The sequence below is a fragment of the Leucobacter sp. PH1c genome, from assembly GCF_000633415.1.
GTDB lineage: Bacteria > Actinomycetota > Actinomycetes > Actinomycetales > Microbacteriaceae > Leucobacter.
The window spans coordinates 1-16756 of sequence record NZ_AYMV01000017.1 but is presented as its reverse complement, the minus strand read 5'-3'; the positions used below and the strand labels follow the sequence as shown (position 1 = coordinate 16756).

14 protein-coding genes are annotated in these 16756 nt (G+C 71.6%); 10 read left to right on the top strand and 4 right to left on the bottom strand.

What is annotated here, in order from left to right; genetic code table 11:
* Positions 1–41: 41 nt before the first annotated feature.
* The 3 genes from U874_RS0105655 to U874_RS0105645 all read right to left on the bottom strand — a co-directional run bounded on the left by U874_RS0105655 (position 42) and on the right by U874_RS0105645 (position 3789).
* Positions 42–1946 (bottom strand): glycosyltransferase, encoded by a 1905-nt coding sequence (locus tag U874_RS0105655; RefSeq protein WP_025133571.1) that lies wholly within the window; start codon positions 1944–1946, stop codon positions 42–44.
* Positions 1947–2033: 87 nt separating this feature from the next.
* Positions 2034–2393 carry a hypothetical protein gene (locus tag U874_RS0105650; RefSeq protein ID WP_025133570.1) on the bottom strand — a complete coding sequence of 120 codons (360 nt, stop codon included), beginning with the start codon at positions 2391–2393 and terminating at the stop codon, positions 2034–2036.
* 4 nt (positions 2394–2397) lie between these two features.
* Positions 2398–3789: an O-antigen ligase gene (locus U874_RS0105645; RefSeq protein WP_025133569.1), complete on the bottom strand. Its 1392-nt coding sequence runs from the start codon at positions 3787–3789 to the stop codon at positions 2398–2400.
* Between the two features lie 138 nt (positions 3790–3927).
* Between U874_RS0105645 and manA the strand changes: the two genes are divergently transcribed.
* The 5 genes from manA (at position 3928) to U874_RS0105620 (ending at position 10334) form a co-directional block, all read left to right on the top strand.
* Entirely contained in the window at positions 3928–5217 is a 1290-nt protein-coding gene (gene manA / locus U874_RS0105640; RefSeq protein ID WP_025133568.1) for a mannose-6-phosphate isomerase, class I, read from the top strand.
* A 153-nt stretch (positions 5218–5370) separates the two neighbouring features.
* Positions 5371–5829 (top strand): hypothetical protein, encoded by a 459-nt coding sequence (locus U874_RS0105635; RefSeq protein ID WP_025133567.1) that lies wholly within the window; start codon positions 5371–5373, stop codon positions 5827–5829.
* Positions 5829–6767 (top strand): bifunctional riboflavin kinase/FAD synthetase, encoded by a 939-nt coding sequence (locus tag U874_RS0105630; RefSeq protein ID WP_025133566.1) that lies wholly within the window; start codon positions 5829–5831, stop codon positions 6765–6767. The genes U874_RS0105635 and U874_RS0105630 overlap by 1 nt, the downstream gene beginning before the upstream one ends.
* Before the next feature lie 245 nt (positions 6768–7012).
* Positions 7013–9178 carry a DEAD/DEAH box helicase gene (locus U874_RS0105625; protein WP_025133565.1) on the top strand — a complete coding sequence of 722 codons (2166 nt, stop codon included), beginning with the start codon at positions 7013–7015 and terminating at the stop codon, positions 9176–9178.
* Between the two features lie 118 nt (positions 9179–9296).
* On the top strand, positions 9297–10334 hold the full coding sequence (locus U874_RS0105620) for a 6-phosphofructokinase (protein WP_025133564.1): 1038 nt from the start codon (positions 9297–9299) through the stop codon (positions 10332–10334).
* Here the strand turns inward: U874_RS0105620 and U874_RS0105615 are convergent.
* The gene (locus tag U874_RS0105615; RefSeq protein WP_029987739.1) at positions 10331–10555 is read right to left on the bottom strand and encodes a mycoredoxin; all 225 of its coding nucleotides are present in this window, start codon (positions 10553–10555) and stop codon (positions 10331–10333) included. The genes U874_RS0105620 and U874_RS0105615 overlap by 4 nt on opposite strands.
* A gap of 281 nt (positions 10556–10836) precedes the next feature.
* Here U874_RS0105615 and U874_RS0105610 point away from each other — a divergent pair, with 281 nt between their 5' ends.
* Genes U874_RS0105610 through ilvA form a run of 5 tightly spaced genes read left to right on the top strand, consistent with a single transcriptional unit; the run spans position 10837 to position 16431 of the window.
* Positions 10837–12210 carry an inorganic phosphate transporter gene (locus U874_RS0105610; RefSeq protein WP_025133562.1) on the top strand — a complete coding sequence of 458 codons (1374 nt, stop codon included), beginning with the start codon at positions 10837–10839 and terminating at the stop codon, positions 12208–12210.
* Positions 12210–12503 (top strand): hypothetical protein, encoded by a 294-nt coding sequence (locus tag U874_RS0105605; protein WP_025133561.1) that lies wholly within the window; start codon positions 12210–12212, stop codon positions 12501–12503. Before U874_RS0105610 ends, U874_RS0105605 begins: the two co-directional genes overlap by 1 nt.
* A 32-nt stretch (positions 12504–12535) precedes the next feature.
* Complete coding sequence (locus tag U874_RS0105600; protein WP_025133560.1) at positions 12536–13939, top strand: aldehyde dehydrogenase family protein; 1404 nt, start codon at positions 12536–12538, stop codon at positions 13937–13939.
* Between the two features lie 51 nt (positions 13940–13990).
* Positions 13991–15190, top strand: a complete 1200-nt coding sequence (locus tag U874_RS0105595) for an AI-2E family transporter (RefSeq protein ID WP_025133559.1) — start codon at positions 13991–13993, stop codon at positions 15188–15190.
* Complete coding sequence (gene ilvA / locus U874_RS0105590; protein ID WP_025133558.1) at positions 15187–16431, top strand: threonine ammonia-lyase; 1245 nt, start codon at positions 15187–15189, stop codon at positions 16429–16431. The genes U874_RS0105595 and ilvA overlap by 4 nt, the downstream gene beginning before the upstream one ends.
* Positions 16432–16756 lie beyond the last annotated feature (325 nt).

Sequence of the window (16756 nt, the reverse complement as noted above, 5' to 3'; positions counted from 1 at the left end):
CCGGGACGTTCTTGGTCTTGAAGGCTGAACAGCCGACGCGGCTAGCGCCCCTCGAAGGTCTTGCGCCACTCCTCGGGCGACGTCATGCGGGGGAGCGCCGCACGGTACTCGGCTGCGAGCCGATCCCAGTTCTTCTCGATCTCGCGGCTCAGCTCGCGTGACTCGCGCAGCAGGCGGCGGAACTTCGCGCGGTCGTGGCGGTACCACATCTTCCCGCTGCCGTCGGCGGCACCGACGATCACGCTCGAGTGGTGGGGGATGCGCCACCAGAGCGCGTCGCGCTTCGCGTACTCGAGCTCGGGCACGCGCTGCTCGGCCTCGCTGCTCGTACGCCGCCAGTGCCGCGGCACCATGCGCAGCGTGAAGAGCGCCAGGCTGGCGCCCTTCGGGTAGTCGGTCGGCTTCTCGAGGAGCGGGAGCGCACGGCCCGCCGGGGCGACGGGGGTCTCGGGATCGCCCGGGCGGTACACGCGGGTCTCCGGGAAGTCCTTGGCGCGGGCGCGTGCCGCGGGCATGTCCTGGGAGATGTCATCGTGGAGCCCGTCGGGTCCGCGGAGCACGGAGCGCATGCCGTCGACCGCGAGCTGGGTCGCGTAGTACTGCATGTTGAGCAGCTTCTTGATGTCCTGGCGGCCGCTGTTCTGCAGCAGCTTCCCGCTCTTCGGACGGTCCGAGTGGAGCAGCCCCGCGATGATCCGGTTGCGGGTGTGGAAGAACGCCTGCCAGTCCTGCGAGTCATCCTTGTCGAGCCACGAGACGTGCCAGAGCGCGACGCCGGGCAGCGAGACCGTGCGGTAGCCGGCCGCCTTGGCGCGGAGGCCGTACTCGGCGTCGTCCCACTTGATGAAGACGGGGATCGAGAGCCCGATGTCGGCGATGACCTTCTTCGGGATCATGCACATCCACCAGCCGTTGTAGTCGGCGTCGAGGCGCGCGTGCATCCACTTCGTCTGGCGCAGGTTCCGCTTGCGGAAGTCGTGGCGGTGCTGCTCCTCGAACGAGGGGCCCCACATGAACGGATCCGGGCGGACCACCTCGGCCCACGCGTGCAGCACGGGCTTGTCGAGCAGGTCGAACATGTGGCCGCCGACGATCACGGGCTCGCGGCTGAAGCGGCCGAACTGGAGGGCGCGCAGCGCGCTCTCCGTCTCGAACTCCACGTCGTCGTCGAGGAGGAGCAGGAAGTCGGTGTCCTCGCGCTCCAGCGTCTCTGCCATCGAGCGCGAGAAGCCGCCGGAACCGCCCAGGTTGCCCTGCTCGATGACGCGGAGCTTCTCGCCGAGGCGCTCGGCGACCGCGTCGAAGCCGTCCTCGTCGCGCACCTTCTGCGTGCCCTGATCAACGAGGAAGATGCGGTCGATCCCCTCGGTGAGCGCGGGGTTCTCCGCGATGTTCGCGAGGGTCGCGACGCAGTAGTCGGGCTTGTTGTACGTCGTCATCCCGAGGCTCAGCTTGCCCGTGGCGACGGGCTCGGCCTCCGTGGTCCACGAGCCCGATTCGAGCACGAGATCCTCGGTGCTCGCGATGAAGTCGAACCAGTACCAGCCGCCGTCGCTGAACGATGTTAGGGGCAGCTCGAAGACCGTCTCCGTCGATCCGCTCACGGTGCGGGAGTCGACCCGCTGCTGCACGCCGCCCGCGTTCGAGCGGTAGACGATGATCGTGCCCGAGCCGCTCGTCGTGAGCCGCAGCGAGACCTCCGTCACGACGGTCCAGCGCTGCCAGTAGGCGGCGGGGAACGCGTTGAAGTAGCTCGCGAAGGAGACGCGCTGACCCGAGCGCACGCGCGAGCTGGTGCGGGAGAGCACGTTGTCGAGGTGCGCGTTCTCGCTCAGGCGGACGTGCCGTCCGCCGACCTTCGACCAGGTCTCCGCGTCTGCGTAGAGCGGGAGGACATCGGGATCCTGGGTGAGCGGGAAGACGATCGACTGCAGCGTGGTCGGCATCGAGTACGTGCCTCTCTTTTCGGTCGGACGGGCACAGGCCGACCCAGTCTACCGGCGGTGCCTGCGGGGTGCCTGCGGGGCGCCTGATCAGTCGGCGGCGAGGTGCGCGCCCGCGCGCCAGACAGCGACCGTGAGGTCGGGCGCCGCCGCGGCGATCTGGCGCAGCAGCTCGAACTCCACGCGGTCCGCGTTCCTGCGATGCTCGTCGGCATCCGGTCCGCCCGCGCGCGCGGCGAGGCGCGCGAGACCGAACTCGGCGAGGCGGCCGTCAGCCTCGAGCAGCTCGTCGCGGAGCGTGTGCACCACGAAGTCGTCGACCTCGGGCACCTCCTCGACGGCGATCGCGGGATCCTGCCCGCCGCGCACGCGTCGCTCGAGCATGGTCTCGCGTTCGAGCGCCGCGTCGCCCCGGAGCTGTGCCAGGCGCTCGGCGGTGAGGGGGAGCACGGCGCTACCTCCCGCTCGGCGTGGACGAGCGGGGCGCGTGGCTCCGCGGGATGGGGATCTGCCGCCACGGGAGCTTCGTCGGCTCGGCATCGAGCGACGGGAGCTGGAAGTCGAAGCGGGACTTCACCGCGATGAGCACGAGGAGCAACCAGTTCCCCTCGATGAGGAGCCGGCTCTCCGTGAGCGACTGCACGAGGAGCGCCACGACGACGAGGAGCGGCCAGAGCGCGCTCGTCGCGTAGGGGAGCGCCGGGCCGAAACCGCGCCGGGGGGCGTCGACGGCGCGGAACCAGACTCGCCAGGTGGTGAGCAGCACGAGGGGGGCGAACGCCAGCACCCCGACGATCCCGAGCTGGAGCCACACGTCGAGCCACGCGTTGTGCGCGCTCATGACGGCGATGCCCGCCTTCTCGTCGAGCGAGGCGAACGGCTCGGCCCAGGGCGCCCAGTAGCTCACCCAGCCCCAGCCGAACCAGGGCCGCTGCTCCGCGAGCTCGATCACCTTGTGCCAGGTCTCGAGCCGGCCGGTCATGTCGCCGCTCTTGCCGAGCAGGCCGAAGACGAAGTCGCGGGCGAAGAGCACGAGTCCCACCGCCGTGACGAGGAGCGCCGCGCCCACGGCGTAGAGCGGCACGCGCCGCTCGGGCCCGAGCCGCCGTGCCCACAGCGCGAGCGCGAGCGCGACGAGCACCGCGGCGAGCGCGACCCAGACGGTCGCCCCGCGGGTGAGGAGGAGCGTCGCGACCGCGGCGGCGACCCAGAACCAGCCGGCGGTGCGTCCGACGAGGCCCGCGCGGAGCTGGATCCCGAACACGATGAGGCCGAGCAGGCCGATGAAGCCGAAGAGGACGGAGCTCGCGACGAGGCCCTGGATGGGGCCACCGGCGAACAGCAGGTCGCGGCTCCAGTAGAGGAGCTTCGAGACCTTCTCCCCCTCCGCGGGCAGCTCGATGAAGTTCTGGAACACCGGTTCGCGAACGATGACGGCCACCCAGAGCTCGAAGAGGAACGAGAGCCCGATGATCCAGCGGAGCGCGGCTCCGAGCGTGCGGAGCACCTCGTGCCAGGTCAGCACGAAGGCGAGCACGACGGCGAGGAGCGTCGTCGCGAGCTGCGCGATCACGCCGAGCACCGACTCGAGCCGGTACTGCGACCAGGCGATCGAGGCGACCGCGAGGAGGAGGAACCAGTAGAGCGGCGCGGGGAGCCGGTACCAGCGGAAGCGCTCGGGCTTCTCCCGGATGAAGATCACGACGCCGATCGCGGTGAGCACGGCGGCAATGCCGAGGAAGCCCACCCAACCCACGAGGTTGCGCACGCCCGTGCTGCCGAGCGCGAGCGCGAATACGCAGATCGCATACGCGCTCACGCCGAGTCTGGTCCTGCTCTCCGCCATAGTCGGTATGGTAGAGCATGGCGTGAACCTCACCGGGTGGGGCGGGCTGGGAACGCGCTCCCGCGACCGGCCCGGCGGCTGGACGCCTCGCCGCCGCGCCGACCGTGCCGCGGGGCGGCCCGAGCCCCGAGGAGAGACGTGCTGATCTTTATCGAGAACACCCCGCGCGCATACGCGTGGGGCTCGATGGACGCGCTCGCGGAGATGCTCGGAACGCCGCCGACGGGCGAGCCGCAGGCCGAGCTCTGGCTGGGGACGCACCCCGGGAGTCCCGCGCATGTCGCGAAGGCGACGCCCGTGGGGCAGACGCTCATCGACCTCGTCGAGGGGGATCCGGAGCGCTACGGCGTCGCGGGCGGCCCGCTCCCGTTCCTCCTGAAAGTGCTCGCGATCGGCGCCCCGCTGTCGCTCCAGGTGCACCCGGATCGCGCGCAGGCCGCGGCGGGCTTCGCGGCCGAGGAAGCCGCGGGCATCCCGCGCGATGCGCGCACCCGCAACTATGGGGACGCGAACCACAAGCCCGAACTGCTCGTGGCACTCAGCGAGGTGACGGCGCTCAGCGGGTTCCGCGAGCTCGCGGAGGCGCGGCGCGAGCTGCGGATGCTCGCGGGAGCCGCTCGCGCGGCCGACTCGGGCAGCGGCACTGGCGCTGCGACCGGCGCTGACGCTACGACCGGCGCCGACGCGCTCGACGCGGTCGCACAGCAGCTCGAGTGCCCGCCCGGGGCGTCGGAGGATGCGGTGCGCCGAGCGTTCCTGCCGTGGGCGTTCGGCACCGACCCGGCGGTCGCCGCCGCGCTCGCCGCGCTGCCCGCGGCGGCGGCGGAGCTCGGGGGCGAGCTGCCGCCGGAGCGCGCGGCCGCGCTCGAGGCGCTGCTCGCCGCGCACCCGGGGGATCCCGGAGTGCTCGTCTCGCTGCTCCTGCACGTGGTGCGACTCGCGCCGGGGGAGGCGCTGTTCCTGCCCGCGCGCCAGCTGCACGCCTACCTGGGCGGGATCGCGGTCGAGGTGATGGCGGCCTCCGACAACGTGCTCCGCGCCGGCCTCACCGAGAAGCACATCGATGTGGCGGAGCTCTGCCGGGTGCTCGACGCCGGAGAGATCGCCGAGCCGCGCTTCCCCGAGACGCGGCTGCGCCCCGGCCTCGTCGCGTGGCGGCCGGGTGTTCCCGACTTCCAGCTGCTCCGTGCACGCCTCTGCGACCGCGACGCGCTGCCCGAGCACGCGGACGCCGCCGCCGAGGTCGAGATCCCCGCACCGCACCCGATCGTGCTCGTGGTCACGGCGGGCCGCGTGCGCGTGGAGCGCACGGCGACGGATCTTGCCGAGGTGGCCACCGCGCGCCGAGGGCAGTCGCTCTACGTGTCCGCGGGCGAGCCGATCCGGCTGACGGGCGCGGGCGAGCTGTTCCTCGCGACCGTGGGCTGAGGAGCCGGGCGCGCCGGCGGAGCCGCGCGTGCGAGCGGTCTGAGCTCCCGGGGATCCGGGGCGAGTACACTGAGGGCCGTGTCGAACCCTGCTACTCCCGGCCCCGTCGATCCCGGTTCCGCTGCCCCCGCGCCCGCAGCGCGCGGCGAGCGGATGGGCGGCCTGGGGCGCGTCCTCATCGCCGTGTACATGATCCTGGCGATCGCTGCGACGTTCCGCTCCGTCTACCAGATCCTGTCGAAGTTCGACGAGGCGCCGCTCGCGTACGCGCTCTCGGCCGTCTCCGGGGTCGTGTACATCGTCGCGACCGTCGCGCTCATCATGGGCGTGCGGAAGCGGGAGTCCGCGAGCGCTCGCGTGTGGCGCGGGGTCGCCTGGGCGGCGCTCGTGTTCGAGCTGTGCGGCGTCCTCATCGTCGGCACCCTGAGCCTCACGACACCGGAGCTCTTCGGCCACCCCTCGGTCTGGTCGTTCTACGGCAGCGGCTACGTCTTCATCCCGCTCGTGCTCCCCGTGCTCGGGCTGATCTGGCTGCGCCGCTCGGGCCGCGCGGCCCGCGCCGGGCAGGGGACCGCCGCGGCGTCAGCGCCCGCCCCGCAGGGCGCGCGCTGATGCGCGTCGTCGATTCCCTCGCGGCGATCGACCCCGCGGACTTCCCGGCGGGCAGCTGCGTGGCCATCGGCAAGTTCGACGGGCTCCACCTCGGACACCAGTCGATCCTCCGCAGGCTCCGCGACGAGGCGGCGGGGAGCGGGCAGCTCACGGTCGTCTTCACGTTCGCGAACAACCCGCTCAGCTACCTGAACCCCGCCGTGTGCCCGCAGCCGCTCATGAGCCGGGCGCAGCGGCTCGAGGCCTTCGAGGCGGCCGGGGTCGACGTGTGCGTCATGGTCGAGTTCGATGCGGACTTCGCGCAGATCCCGGCCGAGACCTTCGTCACCGACGTGCTCGTCGGACGGCTGCGCGCCCGGCACGTGATCATGGGCGCCGACTTCCGCTTCGGGCACCGCGGCGCGGGCGACGGCGCCCTGCTGCGCGAGCTCGGAGCCGCGCAGGGCTTCTCCGCCGAGGTGGTCGACTGGGTCGAGGACGCGGCCGCCGCGCCCGTCTCCTCCTCCGCGGCGCGCGCCGCGGTCGTCGCGGGCGATGTCGCAGCGGCCGCCCGCATGCTCGGCCGTCCCCCCGCCGTCCGCGGCGAGGTAGTGCACGGCGATGCCCGGGGCCGCGAGATCGGTTTCCCCACGGCGAACCTCGGCGGCGCCATCGAGGGACTCGTCCCGGCGGACGGGGTGTACGCCGGCTGGGTGCAGCTCGGCGACGAGCGCCGGGTCGCCGCGATCTCGGTGGGCAACAACCCCACCTTCACCCCCGACGAGCAGTCGCGCGTCGAGGCGTTCATCCTCGATTTCTCGGGGGACCTCTACGGGCAGCGCATCGAGGTGCAGTTCGCGCACCGGCTCCGCGGCATGGTCCGCTTCGACGGCCTTGATCCGCTGCTCGTGCAGATGCACGCGGATGTCGCGGAGACCCGCCGGCTTCTCGCGGACTGACGCGCGGGAGCGGGGCTCGATCCGGCCGTGAATACCGCCGCCCTGCGGCCGTGGGAACCACGGCCCCGCGGCCGTGAGAATCGCCGCCCTGCGGCCGCAGCGCGAAGTGGTACGATCGACCTACGGTCGCTTCCGCGAGCGCGTTCTGAGCCCCATGCCGCGCATGAGGTCAGGCTCGGCGCCTCGTGTCCGGCCCGCGGCTCGGTACGCGTTCCGAGTTCGTCCCACGCCGATCAGGAGATCCATTGGCATCCAACACTGCCACGCGTCAGTCCACTGCGAAGAACGCTTCGCGCGGTTCGAACGGGTCCTCGCGCGCGAACGGTCGCCGCAAGCACACGCACAACGAGGGCATCATCCCGCTCCTCGCCCGAGCCGTCCGCGAGGTCGAGGCCTCCGCGCAGCGCGGGAAGGCCACCCCGGCCAACCGCACCAAGTTCCACGTGATCGCGCTCCTCATGCGCGAGGAGCGAGCCCGGATCAAGACCGAGGAGGGGGTGAGCGACTCCGAGCGTGCCGAGACGCTGAAGCGCCTCGACGGCGTCGCCGCCATTCTCGCGAAGACGGCGGCCCGCGACACGAGCCTCATCACGCTGCTCGAGCCGACCGCGCCGATCACCGAGGCGACCCGGCAGCTGAAGCGCAAGATGCTCACGCAGGCCGGTTTCGAACTCCCCGAGGAGGAAAAGGCCGCTCCCGAGCCCGTCAAGGCCTACGTGCCGCCGGAGCTCGCCGAGCGCCAGGTGGAGCCCGCTGGCGTTGAGGCGCGCATGCTCGCGAACCCGTTCCTCGCGCCGGATCTCACCCCGCCGAAGCAGCCGACCCCCGTCGTGCGCCTCGCGAACTGGGAGCTCCTCGGCCCCCTCCTCAAGTCCTTCGAGCAGGGCGGCGGCGGCTCCGCCTGCATGCCCCTGCCCGAGCCGCCCGTGCCGGACCGCCTGGCCCCCGCGGGCCGCGAGCTCATGGACCACCAGGCGCGTTTCCTCGCGAGCGTGCGCGAGGGGCACCGCAGCTTCCTCCTCGCCGACGAGCCCGGCCTCGGCAAGACGGCCCAGTCGGTCATCGCGGCATCGGTCGCGGAGGCCTACCCGCTCCTCGTGGTCGTGCCGAACGTCGTCAAGATGAACTGGGCGCGCGAGGTGGAGCGCTGGACGCCGCAGCGCCGCGTCACCGTGATCCACGGCGACGGCCAGGACATCGACGCCTTCGCCGACGTGTTCGTCGTGAACTACGAGATCCTCGATCGTCACCTGAGCTGGATCTCGCGCTTCGGCTTCAGAGGCATGGTGGTCGACGAGGCCCACATGATCAAGAACGTGCAGTCGCAGCGCTCGCGCAACGTGCTCGCGATCGCCGAGAGCATCCGCGAGCGCACCCCGGGCGCCTCGCCGCTGCTCATCGCGCTGACGGGCACGCCGCTCATCAACGACATCGACGACTTCCGTGCCATCTGGCGCTTCCTCGGCTGGACCGATGCGGAGAAGCCGGGCCCCGAGCTGATGGCCCGCCTCGAGAGCAACGGCTGGACGCCGGCGGACTCGGCCTTCTACCGGGAGGCCCGCCAGAGCGTCGTCGACATGGGCATCGTGCGCCGCCGCAAGATCGACGTGGCCGCCGACCTGCCCGCGAAGCGCGTGGTCGACCTGCCGGTCGAGCTGGACGACGAGTACGGCCGCGGCATCCGCGAGGCCGAGGCGCAGCTCGCGCGCAAGCTGCTCGACCGGTTCTCCGCCGTGAAGCGGGGCAAGCTGGGCGAGAAGCTGAGCGACGAGGCGATCATCCGCATGGTCTGCGCCCAGGAGCTCGAGGAGTCGAACGCGTCCGCCGACGGCATGAACGTGTTCACGATGGTGCGTCAGATCGGCCAGGCGAAGGCCGGCCTCGCCGCCGACTACGCGGCGCAGCTCGCCCGCTCCGTGGGCAAGGTCGTGTTCTTCGCGAAGCACATCGACGTGATGGATCGCGTCGAGGCGCAGCTCGCCGAGGCCGGGCTCAAGACGGTCTCGATCCGCGGCGATCAGACGACCGCGTTCCGCCAGGAGCAGATCGACGCGTTCAACAAGGATCCCGAGGTCGCCGTCGCGGTCTGCTCGCTCACCGCGGCGGGCGTCGGTGTCAACCTCCAGGCCGCCTCGAACGTCGTGCTCGCGGAGCTCAGCTGGACCGATGCGGAGCAGACGCAGGCGATCGACCGCGTGCACCGGATCGGCCAGGCCGAGCCCGTGACCGCGTGGCGCATCGTCGCGGCGCAGACGATCGACGCGAAGATCGCGGAGCTCATCGACGGCAAGGCGGGCCTCGCCGCCCGCGCGCTCGATGGCGCAGAGGCGAAGGCGGAGGACGAGGACTCGGTGCAGCTGCTCGCGCTCATGGGCGTGCTGGAGCGCGCGATCGCCACGTCCGGGCGCTGACCGTTTCCTGCGCGCACTTGGCGCGATCCTCCCTGTCCGGGAGGATCGTGCCAGCGCTAGCATGGGGGAGCGCGGTGCCGGATCGGCCGGCGGCGCGAACCTGACGCGAAGGGGAGTCATGCGGATTGGTGTGCTCTGCTCGGGCGGCGACAGCCCGGGAATGAACGCGGCGATCCGCGGGGCGGTGCTGCGCGGCGTCGAGGTGCACGGCTTCGAGATGGTCGGCTTCATGGACGGCTGGCGCGGCTTCCACGACGGCGACACCGTTCCCCTCGACCGCCTCGCCGTGCGCGGTATCTCCCCGCTCGGCGGCGTCATGCTCGGCACGAGCCGCGTGCCGCCGTTCCCCGAGGGGCGCCCATCGCCCGAGGCCTTCGCCGCCGTGCGCGCACGCATGGCCGAGCTCGGGATCGACGGCTTCCTGCTGATCGGCGGGAACGGCACGCAGACCGTCGCGCACATGCTGAGCGGCGCGGGGATCCCCGTCGTCGGCGTGCCGAAGACGATCGACAACGACCTCGGGGGAACCGACTACACCTTCGGCTTCGACACGGCGGTGTCCGTCGCCGCCGAGGCGATCGACCGGCTCCGCACCACGGGGGAGTCGCACCGGCGCTGCATGGTGCTCGAGGTCATGGGACGCGACGCCGGGTGGATCGCCCTGCACGCCGGCATGGCCGGCGGCGCGCAGCTGATCCTCCTCCCCGAGTTCCCGGAGTCCGTCGAGCAGATCTGCGAGTGGGTGCTGAGCGTGCGCGATCGCGGCCGCTCCTCGCTCGTGGTCGTCGCCGAGGGCTTCCGCCCCGCGGGGGAGCCCGACGCGATCACCCGTGCCGGCCTCGACGGCTTCGGCCGGCCGCGCCTCGGCGGGGTCGCCGAGGTGCTCGCGCCGCGCATCGAGGAGCGCACGGGCATCGAGACGCGCGCGACCGTGCTCGGCCACGTGCAGCGCGGCGGATCGCCGACCGCGTTCGACCGGGTGCTCGCGACGCGCACGGGGATCGCCGCGGCCGACGCGGCGCACGAGGGGGCGTGGGGCACGCTCGCGGGTCTCCGCGGCGACCGGATCGAGCTCGTACCGCTCGCCGAGGCAGTCGGCGCGCTGAAGACCGTGCCCGCGGCGCGCTACGAAGAGGCGCGCGTCAGCTTCGGCTAGCGGCCGAGCTGGGCCTTCACGTCATTGAGGGAGGGGTTCGTCGCGGTCGAGCCATCGGGGTAGACGACGGTCGGCACGGTCTGGTTGCCGCCGTTCGCGGCCATGACGAGTTCCGGTGTGCCCGGCGTCTGCTCGATGTCGATCTCCGTGTACGCGATGCCCGACTTGTCGAGCATCAGCTTGAGGCGCTTGCAGTAGCCGCACCACTCCGTCGAGAACATGGTGATCGCGCCGGATTCGGGGATGAAATCGCTCAGCTGTGCGGTGCTCACGGGGGACCTCCTGGGGGATCGACGGGACGCCAGTTTAGCGCTGCAGATCGTGCGTCCGCTGGGCACGGTGAACGGCAGGTAAACGACCCCTCCTCAGCTTGACCTGCTCCCCCTGAGGTGGAACCATGAACGTGGCGCTCGCGTGTCAAGGCATCTCTGCTGAACGTTCGGTGAAGTTCTGGTGACACTGCGGGTGGTCCACGGCCCCTGCTCCCGAACGAAAGACGCCGGTGGAACTCACTCTCGTCGTGCTGCTGGTCATCGTACTGGCCCTCTTCTTCGACTTCACCAATGGTTTCCATGACACGGCGAACGCGATGGCGACGCCGATCGCCACGGGGGCGCTGAAGCCGAAGACCGCGGTGCTCCTCGCCGCGATTCTGAACCTCGTCGGCGCCTTCCTGTCGACCGAGGTCGCGAAGACCATCTCGGGCGGCCTCATCAACGAGGGCGACGGGGGCGTGCTCATCTCGCCGGCGATGATCTTCGCTGGCCTGATCGGCGCCATCGTGTGGAACCTCCTCACCTGGCTCTACGGCCTCCCCTCGAGCTCCTCGCACGCGCTGTTCGGCGGGCTCATCGGTGCAGCGATCGTCGGCGCGGGCTTCTCCGCGATCAACGGCGGGGTGCTCCTGTCGAAGGTGATCATCCCGGCGCTCGCCGCCCCGCTCACCGCGGGCATCGTCGCGTTCACCGCGACGAAGGTCGCCTACGCGATCACGCGCCGGCACGACGGCAAGAAGGACGGCCGCGGCCGCTTCCGCTACGCGCAGATCGCGTCCTCCTCGCTCATCGCGCTCGCGCACGGCACGAACGACGCGCAGAAGACGATGGGCGTGATCACGCTCACGCTCGTCGCCGCGAACATGCAGGATCCCGATACGGGCCCGCACCTCTGGGTGATCATCTCGTGCGCCCTCGCGATCGCGATCGGGACCTACTCGGGCGGCTGGCGGATCATCCGCACGCTCGGCGCCGGCCTCACCCAGGTGAAGCCCGCGCAGGGCTTCGCCGCCGAGACGAGCACCGCGGCGACGATCCTCGCCTCGACCCACCTCGGCTTCGCCCTCTCGACGACGCAGGTCGCCTCGGGCTCCGTGATCGGTTCCGGCCTCGGCCGCCGCGGCTCAAGCGTGCGCTGGCGCACCGTCGGCCGCATCGCCTCCGGCTGGCTCTTCACGCTTCCGGCCGCGGCCGCAGTCGGCGCGATCGCCGCGCTCATCGCGCACCTCGGCATGGTCGGCATCATCATCGACGCCGTGCTCGGCCTCGGCTTCATCCTCTTCATCTTCTGGCGCTCGAACCGCAACAAGGTGGACCACTCGAACGCGATCCCCGTCCCCGACGTCGCGGAGTCGGGCTACGCCGTCCGCATCCGCAAGTCGAAGGTCAAGCCCGTGAAGACCAAGACCGGCTCGATGACGCAGCTCACGCCCGTCGCCCAGTCCGCCGTGCGCGACGATGTCGCGGCGAAGGAAGCCGAGAAGGCGCTCCGCGAGGCGGAGAAGGCGGAGGCCGCCGCGGAGCAGGCGGCGGCCGCCGAGGAGGCACACGCCGCCGACGGCCGAACTGACCGCGACGCGAACACGGGGGAGACCCGATAATGATCGACTGGATGGCATTCCTCATCGTCTTCGGCGCCGCGCTCGTCTCCGCGGTGTTCGTCGTGGCCCTGTACTCGCTCGGGATCCGGTTCCTCGCGACGCCGGCGCCGCCCGCGCCCCGCGCGGACGGCAGCTACGAGCCCAACGGGCCGTCGCGCGACGACGAGGACGACGACATCGACACCGGCCGCCCGCGCTGGGCGACGATCGCCGCGAACGTCTGCTTCGGGCTCTCGGGCTTCGCGGTGCTGGTGGGGATCTTCCTCATCATCCCCGGTCTGCACTTCTGGTAGGCCGCCGAGCCGCCCGGGAGTAGGGTGGGGCCATGCGTGACACGTCAGTCGAACGGATCCCCGGAATCGTCTCGGGCCTGCGCCACAGCTTCGGCACCGGCCTCACCCGGCCCGCGGCCTGGCGGAGGGAGCAACTGCGCCGCCTCCGCGGACTGCTCGTCGAGCGCGGCGCGGAGTTCGAGGCGGCGCTCCTCGCCGACCTCGGGAAATCGGCCACCGAGGCGCAGCTCACCGAGATCGGCTTCCTGCTCGCCGAGATCGAGCACGCGCTCGACGAGCTGAGCGGGTGGATGCGCCCCCGCCGCGTGCCCGTGCCCCTCGCGCTGCAGCCGGCGACGGCGCGCGTGGTGCCCGAGCCGCTCGGCGTTGCGCTCATCATCGCGCCGTGGAACTACCCGCTCATGCTGGCGCTCTCCCCGCTCGTCGGGGCCCTCGCCGCGGGCAACGCGGCGATCGTGAAGCCGAGCGAGCTCGCCCCGGCCACCGCGGAGCTCATCGCGCGTCTCGTGCCCGACGCGCTCGACCGTCGCGCTGTCGCGGTCGTGACGGGCGGGGTGCCCGAGACGACGGCCCTCCTCGCCGAGCGCTTCGACCACATCTTCTACACGGGCAACGGTCGCGTGGGGCGCATCGTGGCCCGCGCCGCCGCCGAGCACCTCACGCCGATCACCCTCGAGCTGGGCGGCAAGTCGCCCGTGTACATCGACGACTCCGTGCCGATCGCCGACGCTGCGCGCCGCATCGCCTGGGGCAAGTTCATGAACGCGGGGCAGACCTGCGTCGCGCCCGACTACGTGCTCGCGAGCGCCGCCGTGCTCCGCGAGCTCGGCCCGGCGCTGCGCGCCGCGATCCACGAGCTCTACGGCAGCGCTTCCCAGCGCAACCCCGACTACGGCCGCATCGTCTCCGACGCGCAGTTCGCCCGCCTCACGGGCTATCTGGCCGACGGCGAGGTGCTCGTGGGCGGCGAGCACGACGCGGCGGATCGCTGGATCGCGCCGACCGTGCTCGGCGGCGTCCCCCGTGACGCCGCCGTGATGCGCGACGAGATCTTCGGCCCGATCCTCCCGCTCGTCGAGGTGACCGGCCTCGACGATGCGCTCGGCTTCGTCACTGGCCGCGACAAGCCCCTCGCCGCGTACATCTTCAGCGAGGACCGCGCCGTGCGCGCCCGCTGGGAAGCCGAGACGAGCTCGGGCGCGCTCGGCTTCGGCATCCCGGCCCTGCACCTCGCCGCCCCGGAGCTGCCGTTCGGCGGCGTGGGGGAGAGCGGCATGGGCGCGTACCACGGCGAACGCTCCTTCCGCACGTTCAGCCACGAGAAGGCCGTGCTCTCGAAGCCGCTGCGCCCCGAGACGCTCGCGGCGACCATCATGCCGCCGTTCACTCGCGCGAAGGCCGCGCTCGCCCGCGGACCGCTGCAGCGGTTCCTGTGATCGGGCAGGATCCGCACCGCGCGCGCATATGCCGCTCGCTAGGATTGTGCCGTGGACGAGCGTAGAGACGACGTGGGCGCGGCCGAGGGCGGCAGCGCCGCCAACGAGCTGCCGCTCGGCATCCGGGTGGCCGCGGCATGGTCCTGGCGGCTGATCCTCATCGCGCTCGCCCTCGCGGGCTTCCTGTGGCTCATCGTGCAGGTGCGGATCATCGTGATCCCGATCCTCATTGCGATCCTGCTCACCGCGCTGCTCGCCCCCGTGGTGCAGTGGTTCGTGCGCCGGGGCGCCCCGCACTGGATGGGCGTCGTCGCGGCGCTCACCCTGTTCGTCGCGTCGGTGTGGATCCTGATCAACCTGATCGTCACCCAGCTGCGCAACGGCCTCGGTGACCTCTCCTCCCGCTCCGAAGAGGTGTGGTGGGAGGTGCTGCACTGGATCGAGGACAACAAGCTCGGGATCACGGCCGAGCAGCTCCAGAGCTTCACCGGGCAGATCTTCAAGACCGTGCAGGAGCACCAGACCGAGATCCTGAACGGCGCGCTCGGCGTCGCCACCTCCGCCGGCCAGTTCGTGACCGGCGCACTCCTCACCCTGTTCTCGCTCATCTTCCTGCTCATCGACGGGAAGCGGATCTGGTTCTGGGTGCTCGGCTTCCTCCCCGCACGCGCGCACGCCCCCGTGGACGCCGCGGGCCGCGCCGGCTGGGTCTCGGTGGGGCAGTACGTGCGCGTGCAGATCTTCGTGGCGTTCGTCGACGCCGTGGGCATCGGCGTGGGTGCCGCGCTCCTCGGCGTCCCCCTCCCGATCCCGATCGCGGTGCTCGTCTTCCTCGGCTCCTTCATCCCGTTCCTCGGCGCGATCACCACGGGCCTCCTCGCCGCGTTCATCGCGCTCGTCTACAACGGGCCCATCAACGCGCTCCTCATGCTCGGCGTCGTGATCCTCGTCAACCAGATCGAGGGCCACGTGCTCCAGCCGCTCGTCATGGGCAACGCCGTGAAGGTGCACCCCCTCGGCGTCGTGCTCGCCGTGTCGACGGGCGCGCTCATCGCGGGCATCCCCGGCGCCCTCTTCGCGGTGCCGCTCGCCGCTGCCGCGAACTCGATCGTCAACACGCTCGTGAACCGGGAGTGGACCCCCGGCACCGACCCCGTTGCGCTCTACCACAAACGTGAACGTACCCACCAGCAGGCGAAGCACCGCGCACGCAGCGTCGCCAAACTGAATCGCAAGGAAGGCCTCTCATGACCCAGACCACCACGGCACCCACCCTGGAGCAGTTCAGCGGAGCGCTCGACGTGGTGCACCGGGTCACGCGGCGCACCCCGCTCGAATCCTCCCGCTTCCTCGCGGAGATTCTCGGCGTGCCCCGGGTCTACCTGAAGTGCGAGAACCTGCAGCGCACGGGCGCCTACAAGCTCCGCGGCGCATATAACCGCCTTACTCAGCTCTCCGAGGAGGAGCGCGCCCGCGGCGTGGTCGCCGCCTCGGCCGGTAACCACGCGCAGGGCGTCGCCTTCGCCGCCCGCGAGCTCGGGATCACCGCCACCATCTTCATGCCGCTGGGCGTCGCCCTGCCGAAGCTCCAGGCCACCCGCAACTACGGGGCCAACGTGCGGCTCGTCGGCGCGACGTTCGACGAGACGAACCAGGCCGCGCAGGAGTTCGTGCGCGAGAGCGGTGCGACCTTCATCCCGCCCTTTGACGACGCCGCTGTGATCGAGGGCCAGGGCACGATCGCTCTGGAGATGCTCGACGTCGCGCCCGAGATCGAGAACATCATCGTGCCGATCGGTGGCGGCGGGCTCATCGCCGGCGTCGCGGCCGCCGCCAAGCAGTGGGCGGCGGCGCAGGGGCGCTCGATCCGGATCGTGGGCGTGCAGGCCGAGAACGCGGCGCCCTACCCGGTGTCGCTCGCGGCGGGGGAGCCCGTCACGATCCAGACGAAGTCGACGATCGCCGACGGCATCGCCGTCGCCCGGCCCGGCGTGCGCAACTTCGACCTCGTGCGCGAGTACGTCGACGAGGTCGTCACGGTGAGCGATGACGACATCGCCCGCGCGATCGTCATGCTCCTCGAGCGCGCGAAGCTCGTCGTCGAGCCGGCGGGCGCCGCGGGCGTCGCGGCGATGCTCACGGGCAAGCTGCAGCTCACCGGCCCCACCGCGACGATCCTCTCGGGCGGGAACATCGATCCCCTGCTTCTCCAGCGCGTGATCGGCCACGGCCTCGCGGCCGCGGCGCGCTACACGAAGCTCCGGATCCTGCTCCCCGACGTGCCCGGCCAGCTCGTGCGCACGGCGACGATCGTGGCCGAGCAGAACGCCAACGTGATCGAGGTGATCCACACGCGGCACGCGACCGAGCTGCCCGTCAGCGAGGTGGAGCTGGAGCTGCACATCGAGACGCGCGGCGCCGAGCACGGCGAGCAGGTGGCGGAGGCGCTCCGCGAGGCCGGCTACGTGGTCCGGGTGGGCGAGCGCTACTAGGCGGACCTGCTGGGGGCTGGGCTTGGGCTTGGCTCGCGCCTGGCTCGGGTGCCGCGCCTGGCTCGCGCCGCCCCCGCCACCCCCGCGGCCAGCCCAGCACCGCCCCCGCCACCCCCGCCACCCAAGTTTGGGCCGACTTTGATCCGGTATAGCGGGGTCATACCGGATCAAAGTCGCCCGGATCTTGGCGGGTGCCCGCTCGTTTGGCCGCCCGGCCGCGCACAAGCGAACAAAGTTTGAGTTTGCCCCGCTATCGCAGGGTCTAAACGGCGCAAAGTCGAACTAAGTTCCAGGTTCTCCGGGGCAGCCCAGCCCCACCCAGAGG